Annotated in this window: 11 protein-coding genes; 4 read left to right on the plus strand and 7 right to left on the minus strand. The window is 69.9% G+C overall.

Features of this window, described 5'->3' with window-relative positions:
- Nucleotides 1–101: 101 nt before the first annotated feature.
- Together M1L60_RS22820 and M1L60_RS22825 are read left to right on the plus strand one after the other, a co-directional pair.
- Nucleotides 102–623 (plus strand): sigma-70 family RNA polymerase sigma factor, encoded by a 522-nt coding sequence (locus M1L60_RS22820; protein ID WP_253239507.1) that lies wholly within the window; start codon nucleotides 102–104, stop codon nucleotides 621–623.
- The gene (locus tag M1L60_RS22825) at nucleotides 620–1336 is read left to right on the plus strand and encodes a zf-HC2 domain-containing protein (protein WP_253239508.1); all 717 of its coding nucleotides are present in this window, start codon (nucleotides 620–622) and stop codon (nucleotides 1334–1336) included. Before M1L60_RS22820 ends, M1L60_RS22825 begins: the two co-directional genes overlap by 4 nt.
- On the opposite strand, the gene M1L60_RS22830 is transcribed toward M1L60_RS22825, so the two are convergent.
- From M1L60_RS22830 to M1L60_RS22855, 6 genes are all read right to left on the minus strand, one after another.
- Nucleotides 1333–2346, minus strand: a complete 1014-nt coding sequence (locus tag M1L60_RS22830; protein ID WP_253239509.1) for an ABC transporter permease — start codon at nucleotides 2344–2346, stop codon at nucleotides 1333–1335. The two genes, M1L60_RS22825 and M1L60_RS22830, sit on opposite strands and share 4 nt — an antisense overlap.
- Entirely contained in the window at nucleotides 2343–3311 is a 969-nt protein-coding gene (locus M1L60_RS22835) for an ABC transporter permease (RefSeq protein ID WP_253239510.1), read from the minus strand. Before M1L60_RS22835 ends, M1L60_RS22830 begins: the two co-directional genes overlap by 4 nt.
- Nucleotides 3308–4825, minus strand: a complete 1518-nt coding sequence (locus M1L60_RS22840; RefSeq protein WP_253239511.1) for a sugar ABC transporter ATP-binding protein — start codon at nucleotides 4823–4825, stop codon at nucleotides 3308–3310. Before M1L60_RS22840 ends, M1L60_RS22835 begins: the two co-directional genes overlap by 4 nt.
- 67 nt (nucleotides 4826–4892) lie before the next feature.
- Nucleotides 4893–7634, minus strand: a complete 2742-nt coding sequence (locus tag M1L60_RS22845; RefSeq protein ID WP_253239512.1) for an AbfB domain-containing protein — start codon at nucleotides 7632–7634, stop codon at nucleotides 4893–4895.
- Between the two features lie 127 nt (nucleotides 7635–7761).
- Nucleotides 7762–8841, minus strand: a complete 1080-nt coding sequence (locus tag M1L60_RS22850; protein ID WP_253239513.1) for an ABC transporter substrate-binding protein — start codon at nucleotides 8839–8841, stop codon at nucleotides 7762–7764.
- 149 nt (nucleotides 8842–8990) lie between these two features.
- Nucleotides 8991–12278: an ATP-binding protein gene (locus M1L60_RS22855; protein ID WP_253239514.1), complete on the minus strand. Its 3288-nt coding sequence runs from the start codon at nucleotides 12276–12278 to the stop codon at nucleotides 8991–8993.
- Nucleotides 12279–12498: 220 nt separating this feature from the next.
- Here M1L60_RS22855 and M1L60_RS22860 point away from each other — a divergent pair, with 220 nt between their 5' ends.
- Both M1L60_RS22860 and M1L60_RS22865 read left to right on the plus strand, forming a co-directional pair.
- Nucleotides 12499–13122 carry a helix-turn-helix transcriptional regulator gene (locus M1L60_RS22860; protein WP_253239515.1) on the plus strand — a complete coding sequence of 208 codons (624 nt, stop codon included), beginning with the start codon at nucleotides 12499–12501 and terminating at the stop codon, nucleotides 13120–13122.
- 16 nt (nucleotides 13123–13138) lie between these two features.
- Nucleotides 13139–14173 (plus strand): S66 family peptidase, encoded by a 1035-nt coding sequence (locus M1L60_RS22865; protein WP_253239516.1) that lies wholly within the window; start codon nucleotides 13139–13141, stop codon nucleotides 14171–14173.
- On the opposite strand, the gene M1L60_RS22870 is transcribed toward M1L60_RS22865, so the two are convergent.
- Entirely contained in the window at nucleotides 14174–15655 is a 1482-nt protein-coding gene (locus tag M1L60_RS22870) for a DHA2 family efflux MFS transporter permease subunit (protein ID WP_253239517.1), read from the minus strand.
- Between the last annotated feature and the right edge of the window lie 109 nt (nucleotides 15656–15764).

Here is a 15764-nt window from a genome sequence, read left to right on the forward strand (position 1 = left end):
GAGGGGGACCGGGCATCGTTCTGTTCCGGGCCCGGTCGAACCGAGTTCACCATTGCGGTGTACAACGTGGTGGCGGATCGAGGTCGGGAGGGCGGGCGCGCATGAGGCGACGGGTGAGCCCCGACGAAGAGTTGATGACCGCGCTCTACACCGAGCACTACGCGGTTCTGCTCAGCTTCGTCCTGCGCTACGTGCACGACCGGCACCGAGCCGAAGACCTGGTGCAAGAGACCCTGTTGCGGGCCTGGAAACACATCGACCACCTCGATCCCGACCCCGGCCGCACCCGCTCCTACCTGCTGACCATCGCCCGCAACGTGGTCACCAACGCGTGGCGGGCCGAGCAGCGCCGTCCCCACCTGGTGGCCGACGAGGCCGCGGTCAACGCGATGCCGTCGGCCGACAACGTCGACCGGATGGTCGAGGGCTGGCTGGTGGCCGAGGCGATCGAGCGGCTCTCGGCCGACCACCAAGCCGTGGTCCGGGCCATGTATTACGAGGGGCAGAGCGTGGCCGACGCCGCTCGCCAGCTCTCGGTGCCGGAGGGCACGGTCAAGTCCCGGGCCTATTACGCGGTGCGGGCCTTGCGCACAGTGTTCGAAGAGATGGGGGTGCTGCGGTGAGCACCGACCACGATGAGCTGCACCGTCTGCTCGGCGGCTACCTGCTGGGCGGCCTCGACGAGACGGACACCGACCGGCTCGACGCCCACCTGCGCGACTGCGACCGCTGCCGTGACGAGCTCGACCGGCTGGCCGCCGTGCCCGAGCTGCTGCGCCGCCTGCCCGAGGCCGAGCGGGCCGATGATGACGACGACGTCGCCGCCGCGCCGATAAGCATGTCGGCCCGCCCGAGCCAGGCCAACATCGACGGCCTGCTGCGGCGCATGCGGGCCGAGCGTTCCCGGCAGAGCCGCATGGCCGGTTTCCGCTGGCTGGCCGCCGCAGCCGTGGTGCTGGTGGCGGTGGCCGTCGGGATCGGGGTGCTGCGCGGCAGCCGTGAGGAACGGCAGCCGCAGGTGCTGCCGAGCCCCGAGCTGGTGACCGCGCAGTTCCAGGCGGCCCAGGGCAGCGGCCTGGCCGGCCAGGCGGTGCTGACGCCGAAGACGTGGGGGGTCTCGGTCTCGCTCGATGTCAGCAAGCTCACCGGGGACGGCCCGTTCCACTGCCATGTCCGTGGATCGTCCGGGCAGGTCGAGCAGGCGATGGTGTGGGGACCGACCCCGAGCGGCAACGCCAAGGTGATCGGGGCCAGCTCGATCCAGCTGCGCAACGTGCAGCGGATCGAGGTGCAGGACGGCGCCGGCCACCTCCTGGGTACGGCCGACGTCGATTAAGTCACCCTTCGCAGCCGTACGAGATAGGTCTGGGCCACCACGACCAGGGCCAGGAACGTACCGCTGATGACCTGTTGCCAGTTGCTGTTGACGTTGCCGACCTGGTTGATCAGGTTCTGGATCACGCCGAGCAGCAGCACCCCGGCGATCGTCCCGGCGATGGTGCCGGCGCCCCCGGTCAGCAGTGTCCCGCCGATGACGACGGCGGCGATCGCGTCCAGCTCCATGCCGGTGCCGAGCACGGTCACGCCCGAGCCCAGTTTGGCCGCGTTGATCGCCCCGGCCAGACCGGCCAGCAGACCGGAAAGAACGTAGACCCAGACTTTTGTACGCCGGACCGGCACTCCCATCAGGCTGGCCGCGTCCTCGCTGCCGCCCACCGCGTAGACCGACGCCCCGAACCGGCTGCGCGCCAGCACCACCAGGCCGATCACGACCAGCGCCGCGACCAGCCACACCTGGTAGCCGATGTCGAGGAACGAGCCGTTGCCGAGCTTGCGGAATGCGTCGTTCCGCACCAGATAGGTGTCCGAGCCCTCGGAACTGATCGCCCGCATGAGTCCCCGGGCGCCGAGCAGCGCGGCCAGTGTCACGATGAAAGGCGCCATTCTCGTGTACGCGATGAGGAGCCCATTGACCACGCCGATCGTCCCGCACACAGCCAGGGGCAGCAGGAACGCAGCCAGGATCCCGTACTGCGAGGCCCAGGCGGCCAGCACGCCCCCGAGCACGTAGAGCGACCCCACCGACAGGTCGATGCCGCCCGTGATGATCACAAAGGTCATGCCCAGCGCGATCAGCATCGGCGGCGCGGCCGCGACCAGGATGGTGGCCGTGTTGTCGAGGCTGCGGAAGTTGGGGAACGTGGCCAGCGCGATCAGCACGACGACGATCAGCACGGCCGGAGCGCCCTGCCGCTGCACGGTGCCGACGATCCGGTCGGTGCGCTCGGCCTTGCGGACGTCCTCGACCACGATCGCTGAAGGCTCCGATGCGAGTCCCATGGTCATCGGGTCTTCCTCTCTCGGGCCACGTAGACCGCGACCAGGATGATCACGGCCTGCACCATCTCGGTCGTGGACGGCTGCAGGTTGTGCTTGATCATCGTGGCGATGACCAGTTGCATGAGCAGGGCGCCGGCCACGGTGCCCAGCACGCGGACCTTGCCGCCGGTGAGCGGGGTGCCGCCGACGACCACGGCGGTGATCGCCGACAGCTCGATCAGCAGCCCCACCGAGGAGGCGTCACTGGACTGGATGCGGGCCACCGAGAGCAGGCCGGCGATCGAGGCGAGCACCGCGCACACCACGTAGACGGTGATCAGCACCCGCTTGACCGGCAGACCGGCCAGTTCGGCGGCGGGCCGGTTGCCACCGATGGCCAGCAGCCGGCGGCCGAACACCGTGCGGCGGATGACGAACCCGACCACCAGCACCAGGACCGCAGCGACCCAGACCAGCACCGGGATGCCGAGCAGGTCGCCCGAGCCCAGGTAGAGGAAGTCCTGGTTGCGGATGTCGACGAGCTTGCCCTCGCTGATGACCACGGCCAGCCCGCGGCCGCCGACGAACAGGGCCAGCGTGGCCACGATCGGTTGCAGCCCGACCTTGGCCACCAGAATGCCGTTGATCAGGCCGACCGCGACCCCGGCCAGCAGCGCGACCAGGACGGCGGCGATCACGCCGTACCCGAGATAGAGCGGGATGAAGGCGGCGGCCAGGGCCATCACCGAGCCGACCGAGAGGTCGATGCCCTCGGTGCCGATCACCAGCGCCATGCCGAGGGCCACGATCACGATCGGCGCGACCTGGATCAGCTGGATGCGCAGGTTGCTCCAGGTCGCGAAGTACGGCGTGAAGAAGATGTTGTAGACGACGAGCAGGACGATCGCGGCGTACACCCCGTACTTGGGCAGCCAGGTCTTGATCTTGGCGGAGTCGACGACGGGCCGGGCGGCCACCGTTTCCGTGCTCACGGGTGGGCCTCCGTTGCGATGGTCGCCATCAGGTCCTCGGTGGTCACGTCGGCGCCGGTCAGGGTGCCGACCACGACACCGTCGCGCAGCACCACCACCCGGTCCGAGCCCTCGACCAGCTCCTCGGCGTCGGACGAGACCAGCACCACGCCCAGCCCCTCGGCCGCCAGTTCGTCGATCAGCGACTGGACCTCGGCCTTGGCGCCGACGTCGATGCCGCGGGTCGGCTCGTCGAGCAGCAGCACCTTGGGGTCGGTGGCGAGCAGCCGGGCCAGCAGCACCTTTTGCTGATTGCCGCCGGAGAGGTCGCCGACGGCCTGGTCGGGGCTGGACGCCTTGATACGCAGCCGTTCGATGTAGCGGTCGACGATCTCGTCGACCTTGCCGTCCGAGACGAAGCCGAACCGGGAGACGCGGGGGAGCACGGCCAGGGCGATGTTCTCGCGCACCGACAGCCCGGGGACGATGCCCTCGGCCTTGCGGTCCTCGGGCTGCACGGCGATGCCGAACTCCACGGCCCGTACGGGCGTGGGCTTCTTCAGGTCCTGGCCGTCGACCTGGATGTCGCCGCTGTCCAGGTGGTAGGCGCCGCCGATGGCCTTGATCGTCTCGCTGCGGCCGGCGCCGAGCAGCCCACCCAGCCCCACGACCTCGCCCGGCCGCACGTCGAAGCTGACGTCGTGCAGCTTGTGGCGGCTGTTCAGCTCGCTCACCCGCAGCACGGGCGCTGCCTCGGTGTCGCCGGTGGCCGTGCCGGAGAAGGCGGTCGCACCCTCGCGGCGTACTTCGGCCATGTCGCGACCGAGCATGAGCGAGACCAGTTTGATGCGCTCCAGGTCGGCGAGCTTGCCGGTGTGCACGAGCTTGCCGTCGCGCAGAATCGTCACCGCGTCGCAGATCTGATACAGCTCGTCGAGCCGGTGACTGACGTACACGATGCCGATGCCGCGCGCGTGCAGATCGCGGATGACCCCGAACAGGGTCTGCACCTCGCGTGGCTCGAGCGACGACGTGGGCTCGTCCATGATGACGACCTTGGCGTCGATCATCACGGCCCGGGCCAGCGCGACCATCTGCTGCGCGCCGAGGGCGAGTGTGCCCAGCCGGCGCCGGACGTCCGCGGTGACGCCGTACCCGGTGAGGATCTCGCGGGCCTCGCGGTCCATCCGCTTGCGGTCGATCAGGCCGAGGCGGGTGCGCGGTTCGCGGCCGAGGAAGAGGTTCTGGGCCACGCTCATCAGCGGGACGAGGTTGACCTCTTGATAGATGGTCGAGATGCCGGCCTGCTGGGCGTCCATCGGGGTGCCGAACCGGGCCGGTTGATCCTGGTAGCGGAGCTCGCCCCCGTCGGGTTGGTAGACCCCGGTCAGCACCTTGATCAAAGTGGACTTGCCCGCGCCGTTCTCGCCGACGAGCGCGTGCACCTCGCCCGGTTGCAGGGTGAAGGAGACCTGGTCGAGGGCGCGCACGCCCGGAAATATCTTCGAGACGTCGTTGACTTCCAGCAACGCCATTCAGTTCTCCTCCGTACCGGGGCCGGGCCGGGTGATCAGGGCACCACCCGGCCCGGCTGCTCTCGCGCTACCCCAGTGGGGCAGCGTTGTTCCAGGTGGCATCGGCGTTGTAGCTGCCGGTGCCGTCCCACGTGTTGCCACCGCCGTTGGTGGCGATGTAGACGGCTTCGGCGTAGTGCCGCCAGAAGTAGCCGGGGTAGTTGATCGATTCGAGCGAGACGTTGCCCGCCCCGCCGTTCAGCGCGGGCTGACCGCAGAAGGTGGCGTCCTGCTGGAACGTCGCCGACCCGTCGTTGGTCGCCGTCTGCAGGCGGTAGCCGGCGTGCCGCAGGAAGCGGCCCGGGTAGTTGACCGATTCGAACGTGTAGCAACTGTTGTCGGCCAGGCCGGTGCGGACCGTGAACGTGGCGTCCTGCCGGTCGGTGACCGCACTGCCGGTGGTGATCACGTCGGTGCGGGCCAGGCTGTCCCGGTGCCGCAGGTAGCGGGTGTCGTAGCCGGGCGTGGTGACCCGGAACGACCGGTTCTGCCCGACGGTCAGGTCGGCCCCGCTGCGCCACAGCGGCGCGCCGACGGCCCAGGTCGCGTCGTCGTTGAACGAGCCGCCGGTGCTCGCCTCGACCCACACCTGCTCGGCCCGGTGACGCAGGTAACGGCCGGGGAAGTTGGCCGACTCGAGCGACGTGCCGCCACCGGAGAGACCGGGCCGGGCACAGAACGTGGCGTCCCCGGCGAAGGAGCCGCCGGTGTTGGCCTCGCGATAGACCTGGGAATTGCGGTGCCGCAGGTATTGACCGGGGAAGTTGCGCGACTCGAACGAGTAGCAGGCCGCGTTGGACAGGCCCGGGCGCACCCACCAGGTGGCGTCCTGCCGGTCGGTGGTCGCGCTCGCCGTGGTCAGCACGTCGGTGCGGGCGGCGCCGGCCGCGTGCCGCAGGTAGCGGTTGGTGTAGCCGGGCGTGGTGACCTTGAGTGAGGCCAGCCGGTTGGTCGAGAGCGTCCCGCCACTGGCCGCGCCCAGCACCCGCAGGTTGACCTCACGGACGCGGGCGAAGTCCATCTTGCGGATCTGCCGGTCGTACGTGAAGAAGCCGTTGAGCTCCTCCTCGACGTCGGTCGGTTCGGTGTAGACCGAGCCGGACAAGCCGTTGCCGTTGATGAGGTCGACCATCCGGCCCGTGATCTGCACGTAGCGGCTGGTCAGGGCGTTGGTGTCGGGCAGCCACTCGTACGCGAACTTGCCGCTGGTCGGCCATTCGTGCCCGGCGACGCGCAGGCCCAGACCGCCGTACTCGCCGTTGACCGCGAAGCGGGTGGCCGTCGGCGGGCGGGTGATGCCCGGACCGACGTACATGTGGTCGTCGATCACGTCGCCGTTGCCCGGGTCGGGGTCGGAGTCGCAGCAGTTGGAGCCCGAGTTGTGGTTGACCATCCGGGTCGTGTCCCAGCTTTTGACCTCCTCGGCGATGCGGCCGGAGTCGTACTGGCCCCAGCCCTCGTTGAACGGCACCCACTGGACGATCGACGTGATGCCCTTGTGCTCGTCGACCATCTCCTTGAGCTCTTTCTCGAACCGCGTGCGGCCCACCGCCGACGGCTCGCGGCCGCTGGCCAGGGCGGGCATGTCCTGCCAGACCATCAGGCCGAGGCGGTCGGCGTGGTAGAACCAGCGGTCGTTCTCGACCTTGATGTGCTTGCGGACCATGTTGAAGCCGAGCGCCTTCTGCTGCTCCAGATCGAAGCGCAGCGCGGCGTCGGTGGGCGCGGTCGAGATGCCGTCGGGCCAGTAGCCCTGATCGAGGGTGCCGAGCTGGAAGACGAACTTGCCGTTGAGGGTCGGACGCAGCACGCCGCCGAGCACGGCCTTGCCCAGCGAGCGCATGCCGAAGTAGCCGCCGACAGCATCACCGCTAGCCAGGGTCACACGGAGGTCGTACAGGAAGGGATCGTCGGGGCTCCACAAGCGAGCATTGGGCACCGGTACGCGGAACGACGACCCGACCGTGCCGGTGGCCGAGCCGACGACCGTGCCGTTGGTGAGCACCTGCGCGGTGACCTGCTGGCCGCTCGCGTTGGCGGCCTGCACGACCAGGTCGAGCCCGCCGGCCGACACGTTGGGAGTGGTGTCGAGGCGGGTGATGCGGGCCGGATTGGTCGGCTCGAGCCACACCGTCTGCCAGATTCCCGAGTACGGCGTGTACCAGATCCCGCCCCGGCTGAGCCGCTGCTTGCCGACCGGGATGTCCTGGGAGTTGGTCGGGTCCCAGACGCCGACGATGATCTCGTTGCTGCCGCCGCGCAGGGCATTGGTGATGTCGTACGAGAACTTGTCGTAGCCGCCCTCGTGCGTGCCGAGCAGGGTGCCGTTGACCCACACCTTCGACTGCCAGTCGACGGCGCCGAAGTTGAGCTGCACGTTCCGGCCCGACCAGCCGGCCGGAATTGTGAACGTGCGCCGGTAGTAGGAGTAGTCCTGTCGCCGCATGATTCCCGAGAGCGCGCTCTCGATCGGGTACGGCACGAGGATCTCCTCGCCGAGGGTTTGACCCGTCGGCGGGGTGTTGATGTTGGACGCTCCCGCGAACTGCCAGATGCCGTTGAGGCTCTGCCAGTCGGTGCGGGTGAGTTGGGGACGGGGGTACTCGGGGAGCGGGTTCGTCGTGCTGACCTGGCCCGACCACGGGGTGGTCAGCGGCGGCGTCTTGGGGACGAACGCCGCGGCCGGTCCGCTGGTCGCGACGAGCGTGCCGGCGGTCGCCGTCAGCGCGGCCACGGCGAGGGCCAGCAGTCTTCGGGGATGTGCGGTCACGTTCTCTCTCCTTCTAAGAAGTGAGCCGTGCGGGGATGCACACATACTGACGTGAACGCACACAGTCAGCAATAGACATGCTTCAATGTCTGGACGGGCCCGGCGGCCTCGACCGCCGGGCCCCTGCTCAGTACGCGCTACCGATGTCCGACTTGGCGTTGTCTGTACCGTATTGCCGGTCCTCGATGATGATGTCCTGACCGACCGGTTCGCCGTTGAGGAACTTGGTCGCCGTCTCGAACGCGAGCGGGCCGAACCGCGGGTTCGACTCGATCACCGCGGACGCCCAGCCATCCACAATGGCCTGCACAGCGCCCTTGGTGCCGTCGATCGACACCACCTTGACGTCGCCGGCCTTCTTGCCCGCGCCCTTCAGCGCGGTGATGGCGCCGAGGGCCATTTCGTCGTTCTCGCCGTAGATCCCGTTGATGTCCGGGTTGGACTGCAGTAGTTGCTCGGTGACTTTCTGCCCTTCCTCGCGGGCGAAGTTGCCCGTCTGTTCGAACACGACCTGGATGTCCGGCGCGATCTTGGCGATCTGGTCCTTGAAGCCGCTCGTCCGCAGCGTGGTCACGTTGTTGCCGGGCGCGCCCAGCAGGATCGCGACCTTGCCCTTGTTGCCCATCGCCTCGGCCATCTCGTCGGCCGCGCGTTTGCCCTGCTCAGCGAAGTCCGAGCCGATGAAGGTCAGATAATCCTGACAGGGGTCGGCGTTGATTTTGCGGTCGATCGTGATGATCGGGACCTTCTTGGCCGCGGCCTTGGCGAAGACGGAATCCCAGCCGTCCGAGTTGAGCGGGGCGATCACCAGCAGCTGAACACCGGAGTCGATCATCTGCTCGACGTCGCTGATCTGCTTGTTGAACTGGGAGTTTGCGTTCGTTGTCGTGAGATTCGTGATGCCCTGCTTGGCCGCCTCGTCCCTGATGGACTGCGTCTCGGCGATGCGGAACGGGTTGGCCTCCTTCTCCGACTGGGAGAAGCCGACCTTGGCCGTCTTGAGGTCGAACTTGGTGCCGCCGAATTGCTCAAGTGTGCAGGTCGCAGCGCTGGGGTCGGCCGACTGCACAACCTGGGCGCCGGCCGACGCGGGCGTGTCGCTCGCCGTCGTGCCGTCGTCCTCGGACTTGGCGCAGGCGCTGGTGAAGAGAAGGGCCGCACCTAGAATCGCGGCTGCCGGCCTCCAGCGACCGGGGAAAACGCTCATGACAGAGCTCCTTAGCGGTGGATGTGACATCGGGGAGTAACCACCTCGAAACACATTCACGCACTATCAAACTTTTTCTGTCAAGACTCCGCACCATTGACGCGCACGAATGCACGCCATTCAAGATCGTCTTTGTCTGATCGGCTTGATCAAACCATGGGAGTCGATGTCCGCGCGACGTCCCAGCGCGCCGACATCGAGGCGTACAGGCGGCGGGCCTCCTCGGGCCGCTCGCCGCTGAGCGCCGCCGCGTCCTCGAGGGCGGCGGCCAATTCGAAGGTGCGGCCGACCTTCCGGTAGTGCTCGGCTGCGGCCCGGGCCGGCGCCGGATCGCCCAGCAGGAGCGCCTGACAGCGCAGGTTGGCCGCGTACGCGCGAGCCGGCCGGACCTCGCGCGCGGCCTCGGTCGCGCAGATCTCGGCCGCCCGCTCGGCCACCTCGGGCCGGTGGTGCCGGCGGGCCAGCCGCAGCACGTCGGGCAGCCACTGGTGGCGCAGCATCATCGGCGCGTACGCCGGTTGCAGCAGCGGCCCGAGCAGGTCGAGCGCCTCGTCCGGCCGGTTCCGTTGCTCGGCCGCCAGGGCCCGCGCAACCAGCAGGAAGTCGCAGTTCTCGCGCTCGGCCTCGCTGGCCGGCACCGCGTCGGCCGCGCCCAGGTGAGCCGCCGCGAGATCGCGCGCGTCGCGGTGCAGGGCGATCAGCGCGGCCACCCCGTGCAGCAGCATGGTCACCGCGCCCGGCTCGCGCTGGCCGTGGAACGTGATGCCCGGCCCGTCCTCGGTCACCGCGCCGATCTCGGCCAGCGCCTCGTCCCAGCGGCCTACCCAGTAGTCCTGCACCGCGGCCGCCACCTGAAGGCCGGCCGGCGCCGTACGCAGTGTCTCTTGTGCTTCGTCGAGACGGTCGAGGTTCTGCAGCGAGAACAGCCGGTTGTCGAGCAGGTCGACATACGTCCCGGCCAACTGCGGGCGGCCGCGCACCACGTCGAGGGCCCGATCGACGTACTCGAGCGCGCGCTCGTGGTCGCGGCGGATCGAGCTGGTCAGCCAGATCGTCTGCAGGGCGAAGGCTGTCTCGTAGGGCTGACCGGCCGCCACCGCCTCGTTGTAGACGGTCGTCGCCCGCCGTTCGGCCGTGTCGAGGTCGTCGAGGTCGCCACGGCGGAAGTTGGCCAGCAGAACCCGGTGCCGCGAACGCCAGATCGCCGGCACCCGGTCGTCGTCGACCGCCTCGTGCAGCATCGCCTCGGCTTCGACAGTCTCGCCGCGGTGATGACGCATGGTCGCGAGCAGTTGCCGCATCTCGGCCCGGTCGCCGGGATCACCGGCCAGGCTCATCGCCTCTTCCGCCTGGTGCAGCGGGACGCGTCCGCGCCGGTACTCGAGGCGCACCAGCCCGACCAGCAGAATCGCCCTCTCCTCGGCCGAGGGCAGATCGGTGGCGAGCGTACGCCGGATCAGGTCGCCCGCGATCTGCGGCGCCCGGCGCACGACCGCCGCGTGATGGGTCACCAGCCAGTTCAGCACCCACGAGTCGGCCAGCGGGGCCGACGCGTTGAGCTGCTCGGCGACCCGGGTCAGTGGGCTGCCGCCGGCCGCCAGCACCTCGGCCGCATGCCGGTGCAGCCCCGCCCGCAACGCCGGGGGCACGCTCGCGACCAGCGCCTGGCGCAGGAACGGGTGCCGGAACGCCAGGTCGGTGCCGCTGTCGACCAGCACCGAGGCCGCCAGCGCCTCCTCCAGCGCGCCGACCAGGTGCAGGGCTGAGCGCCCGGTGACGGCCACGACCTCGCTCACCGAGAACTCCGAGCCCAGCAACGCGGCCAGCCGCAGCACCTCGCGGGTCTCCGGCGAGAGCACGTCGAGGGCGGCGTGCACGGCGTCGAGCAGAGTCTGCGGTGGCTCGACGGTCACCTCGGGGCCGATGTCGGCCCGGCCGCCGTTGATCTCCACTGCGTCCCGCTGTCGCAGCGCCGCGACCAGTTCGCGGGCGAACAGTGGGTTGCCGCCGGAGCGGGCGGCCACCTCCCGCAGGTTGGGCCCGGGCGGGGCGCCGACCAGCGCGGTCACCAGCCGGTCGAGGTCGGCCGGGGCGAGCGGGCCGAGGTCGAGCGGCATCTGCTGACGAGCTTTGATGCGGCGGCGCAACTTGGCCTGGTGCGCGTCGGGCCGGGCCGCCGCGACCAGCAGCAGCGGCAGCTTGCCGACCAGGCCGAGCAGCCGCTCCCACACGCGCACGGTCGCGCTGTCGGCCCACTGCATGTCGTCGACCACCAGCACCAGCGACGACGCGGCACAGGTCGAGCGCACCGCGGCGACGATCTGGTCCTCGGCCGGCCCCTCGGTCTCTTGTGGACGCCGCGACGCCGTCTCGAGCCCCAGCGCCCGCGACAACACCTGCAGGGGTACGCGCGAACCCAGCTGATCGGCCGCACCCCAGGCCACCCGGCACCCGAAGCGGGCGGCGTCGGCGAACGCGTGGGTCAGCAACTCGGTCTTGCCGATGCCGGGCTCACCCGAGATCCAGACCGCGCCCCCGGTGCCCGCGGCGACCGAGCGGACCAGTCCGCGCAGATGATCGATCTCGGCCACCCGGCCCACCCACGAGCGGCCGCCGAGCCCGTCCCGCAGGGCCTTGGCGATCGGCGTCGGCACCACCGTGCGGAACGAGTCGGGGCCGGGCCGGGCCATGGGACGGTCGGCCGAGCCCGAGAGCAACTGCCGGTGCAGCGAACGCAGCGCCGGACCGGGCTCGATACCCAACTCGGCCACGAGCGTGCGGCGGGCCGTGCGGAAGACCTCGAGCGCCTCGCCGTGCCGGCCGGCCCGGTGCAGCGCGCGCATCAGCAGCTCGTGCAGCGGTTCGTGCAGCGGGTGATCACGGACCAGGGCGGTCAGCTCGGCGATCAGGCCGTCGTCGCCGCCCGCGTCGAGCATCAGCCGGGCCCGCTGCTCGGCCGCGGCCAGCCGCAGCTCGGCCAGCCGCTGCCGGTCGAGTTCGAGGAACGGGCCGGCCAGGGTGGCGTACGCATCCCCGTGCCAGAGGCCCAGGGCCTCGTCGAGCCGGGCCACGGCGGCTGTGGCGTCGCCCGCGGTCAGCAGTTCGGCCGCGGCCGCGCGCAGCCGCTGGAACCGGGCCGAATCCAGGTCACCGGTGTCAACCCGAAGCTGATAGCCGCCGGAGCCCGTGCTCAGGTTCTCCGGCTGCAGGACGCGGCGCAGCCCGGAGACGTACGTGTAAATGCTGCCGATTGCCGTGACCGGTGGCGAATCGCCCCAGATCGCGGTGATCAGCTCGTCCCGGCCGACCACCCGGCCCGCGTGCGCGGCGAGCACCGCGAACACCGCACGCTGCCGGGCCGGGCCCAGATCGAGCTCGATATCGCCCAGCCAGGCCCGCACCGGCCCGAGCACGGCGACGCGCAAGGCGTTCGTCACGTGTCCTCCCGCGTCGATGATGGTCAATGGAGACGGAGTGGGGTGCCAACGGATAACAGAAAGCGCACGGAGGGGCACTCCTGGACGGTCGCCCTTCCGCGTAGCCGCCGCCCTCTGCTCAACTGGTTCTTCGGCCTTCCCCTCGCGATGAAGGTTCCGTGAAGGTTCCCTGAAGGCGCTTTTCGCACACTGACCTCCCTGACCTTATGGGGAGGCAGCCATGGAACAGATCCGCGTCGCCGTCCAGGCGACCGACCCGCTCAGCCACGCCGGCCTCGCCGCGTTGCTCCAGTTCCGCGGCGACCTCACCGTAGTGCGCAATGCCCAGCGAGCGGAAGCGGATGTGCTGGTCGTGGCCGCGGAAAGGCTCAGCACGGAGGTCGTGGCGACGCTTCGGCGGGCCGGCGCGGAGACCGGCGCTCCGGTTGTGCTGGTGGTCGGCGAGATCGACGAGGGTGACTTGCTGACCGCGGTCGAGTGCCGCGTGGTCGCCATCCTGCCCCGCGGCGCCGTCTCGGCCGACCGGCTGGCCCACAGCGTCAAAGCGGCTGCCACGGGTGGCGGGGTGCTACCCCCGAATCTGGTCGGTGAGCTGCTGAAACACGTCGAGCGCATGCAGCGCGACGTGCTCACCCCGAACGGCCTCAACGCCTCCGGCCTGACCCCGCGCGAGATCGACGTGCTGCGGCTGATGGCCGACGGCTTCGACACCAACGAGATCGCCGGCAAGCTCTGCTACTCGGAGCGCACCGTGAAGAACGTCATCTATGGCGTCACCCACCGCCTGAAACTTCGCAACCGATCCCACGCTGTGGCATATGCGCTTCGCGCCGGCATGATCTAGCGGTTTCCTGGGGGGCATGAAAGCCCCACCCAAGCTTCAGCCCGGCGACCGTGTGGCCGTCGTCTCACCCTCGTGGGCCGGTCCGGGTGTCTTCCCGGCCCAGCACGAGCAGGCCCTGCGCCGGATCCGCGACGAGCTCGGCCTCGAGCCGGTCGAGTTCCCCACCACCCGTACGCCGGAATCGTCAGCGGCCGACCGGGCCGCCGACCTCATGGCCGCCTACGCCGACCCGGCCATTCGGGCCGTGTTCGCCAGCATCGGCGGCGACGACCAGATCACCGTGCTGCCGCATCTCGACCCGGCGCCGTTCGTGGCCGACCCCAAGCCGTTCTTCGGCTACTCCGACAACACCAACCTGCTCAACTGGCTGTGGTCGCACGGGGTGGCTAGCTATCACGGCGGCTCCACAATGGTGCATCTCGCCCGCGGCGGCGGCATCGAGGCCGAGCACGCCTCGTCCCTGCGGGCCGCCCTCTTCGAGACCGTCGACCTGCCGATCACGCCGGTGACCGAGTTCAGCGACGAAGAGGTGAGCTGGGAGGACCCCGCCTCGCTGACCGTCTCCGGGCCCAAGGTGCCGAGCCCCGGCTGGCACTGGCACCAGCCCGACACGGTGGTGACGGCGCCGACCTGGGGCGGCAACCTCGAGATCCTGCACTGGAACCTGGCCGCCTCGCAGTGGATCCTGCCGCCGGAACGCTACGCGGGCTCGATCCTGCTGCTCGAGACGTCGGAAGACATGCCATCGGCCGACGAGGTCTTCCGGATGTTGCGCAACGCCGGCGAGCGCGGCCTGCTCGAACAGTTCCCGGTCGTGCTGGTCGCGACGGCCAAGGCCAGCAACACCGGCCACCGCCCGCCGCAGCCGGAGCGGGCCCGCTTCCGCGACGACCAGCGCGAGGCGACGCTCCGGGCGCTGGCCGCCTACAACCCCGGGGCGATGGCCGTCTTCGGGATCGATTTCGGACACACCTCACCGCAGTGGGTGCTGCCCTACGGCGGCCGGATGACCGTTGACGGTCCCGGACGCCGCATCGTCGCGCACTTCTGATCAGGCCACCGTCTCGGCGGTTTTCGACTGGACCGGCGGCGCGCCCGGGTCGCAGAAGGTGCGGGCCGGCGGGTGGACCGGCAGCCGGGTCGGCACGAGCAGGAAGGCCAGGACGGCGCCGCCCACCATCAGCCCGGCACAGATCATCATCGTGTGCTGGTAGACCGGCTGGAGCTGGGCGGCGTCGGTCAGGCTGCCGCCGCCCAGGCCGGCCGCCAGCGGCAGCACGGCCACCGCGAGCAGACCGGCGGCGCGGGCGACGGCGTTGTTCACACCCGAGGCGATGCCGGCGTACGAATCCTCCAGCGCGCCCAGAGCGGTCGCGGTCAGCGGCGCCACCAGCGTCGAAAGACCCAGCCCGAAGATGATCACCGAGGGCAGGACGTCGGTCCAGTAGTTGGCGTCGGGCCCGATGCGCGACATCAGCACCAGGGCGACGGCGCAGATCAGCGGGCCCACGGTCATCGGGATGCGCGGGCCGATCCGCTGCGACAGCCCACCGGCGCGGGCCGAGAGCACGAGCATGATCGCGGTTGTCGGCAGCAACGCGATCCCACTGGCCAGCGGCGAATAGCCGGACACGACCTGCAGGTTGATCACGAACAGGAAGAAGACGCCGCCGTTGGCCGCATAGACGACGAACGTGACCAGGTTGGCGCCGCTGAAGGCCTTGTTGGCGAAGATCCGCACGGGCAGCATGGGGTGGGCCGAGCGGCGCTCGTACAGCACGAAGGTGACCAGAGCGGCCACGCCGACGGCCAGCGAGATCAGCACCACCGGGCTGCCGGGCCCGTCCACCGGCCAGGCCGTGAAGCCGTAGGTGAGACCGGCCAGCCCGAGCGCGCCGGTGATCACACCGACGTAGTCGATGTTGCGCGCGGCCGCCGGGTTGCGTGATTCCGGCACATGCTTGGCGCCGACCCAGATCACCAGCGCGGCCAGCGGCACGTTGATCAGGAAGATGTATCGCCAGTCGCCGATGTCGACCAGCCAGCCGCCGAGGAACGGGCCGATGGCGCCGCCGATGCCGCCCAGACCGGACCAGGCGCCGATCGCCTTGCCCCTGTCCTCGTTGGTGAACGACGCCTCGAGGATGGCCAGCGCGCCGGGGGTGAGCAGTGCCCCGCCGATGCCCTGCAGGATCCGGGCGAAGATCAGCGTCTCGATGTTGGGGGAGAAGCCGCACAGGAGCGAGGCCAGCGCGAACCACGCCACCCCGACGAGGAAGATCCGCTTACGGCCGTAGCGGTCGCCGAGCGAGCCGCCCAGCAGCACCAGCGCGGCCAGGCTGAGCGCGTAGCCGTTGACCGTCCACTGCAGGCCGGCGGCGTCGGCCCCCAGATCGCGGCCGATCTCGGGCAGCGCGATGTTGACGACCGTGGAGTCGATGAAGGCGAGGCTCGAGCCGAGAACGGTCGCGAACAGCACCCACCGGCCGGCCGCCGTGCTGTAACGGACGGGTTGTCCGGTGGTCAGATCCATGCGGCGACAGTAACTCTGACCAGGCCCGCAGGGGATAGGTCAAGCGACTGCGGAGGCTGTGTGTCTCGCTACCCTCTCGACCGGTCACAACCGGTTGCCGAGCCCGGTC

It is taken from the genome of Paractinoplanes aksuensis (genome assembly GCF_024137025.1).
GTDB classification, from domain to species: domain Bacteria; phylum Actinomycetota; class Actinomycetes; order Mycobacteriales; family Micromonosporaceae; genus Actinoplanes; species Actinoplanes aksuensis.

Coding starts and splice junctions, on each gene's coding strand:
- M1L60_RS22820 (WP_253239507.1), top strand. CDS start 102: ATGAGGCGACGGGTGAGCCCCGACGAAGAGTTGATGACCGCGCTCTAC.
- M1L60_RS22830 (WP_253239509.1), bottom strand. CDS start 2,346: ATGACCATGGGACTCGCATCGGAGCCTTCAGCGATCGTGGTCGAGGAC.
- M1L60_RS22840 (WP_253239511.1), bottom strand. CDS start 4,825: ATGGCGTTGCTGGAAGTCAACGACGTCTCGAAGATATTTCCGGGCGTG.
- M1L60_RS22850 (WP_253239513.1), bottom strand. CDS start 8,841: ATGAGCGTTTTCCCCGGTCGCTGGAGGCCGGCAGCCGCGATTCTAGGT.
- M1L60_RS22860 (WP_253239515.1), top strand. CDS start 12,499: ATGGAACAGATCCGCGTCGCCGTCCAGGCGACCGACCCGCTCAGCCAC.
- M1L60_RS22865 (WP_253239516.1), top strand. CDS start 13,139: ATGAAAGCCCCACCCAAGCTTCAGCCCGGCGACCGTGTGGCCGTCGTC.
- M1L60_RS22870 (WP_253239517.1), bottom strand. CDS start 15,655: ATGGATCTGACCACCGGACAACCCGTCCGTTACAGCACGGCGGCCGGC.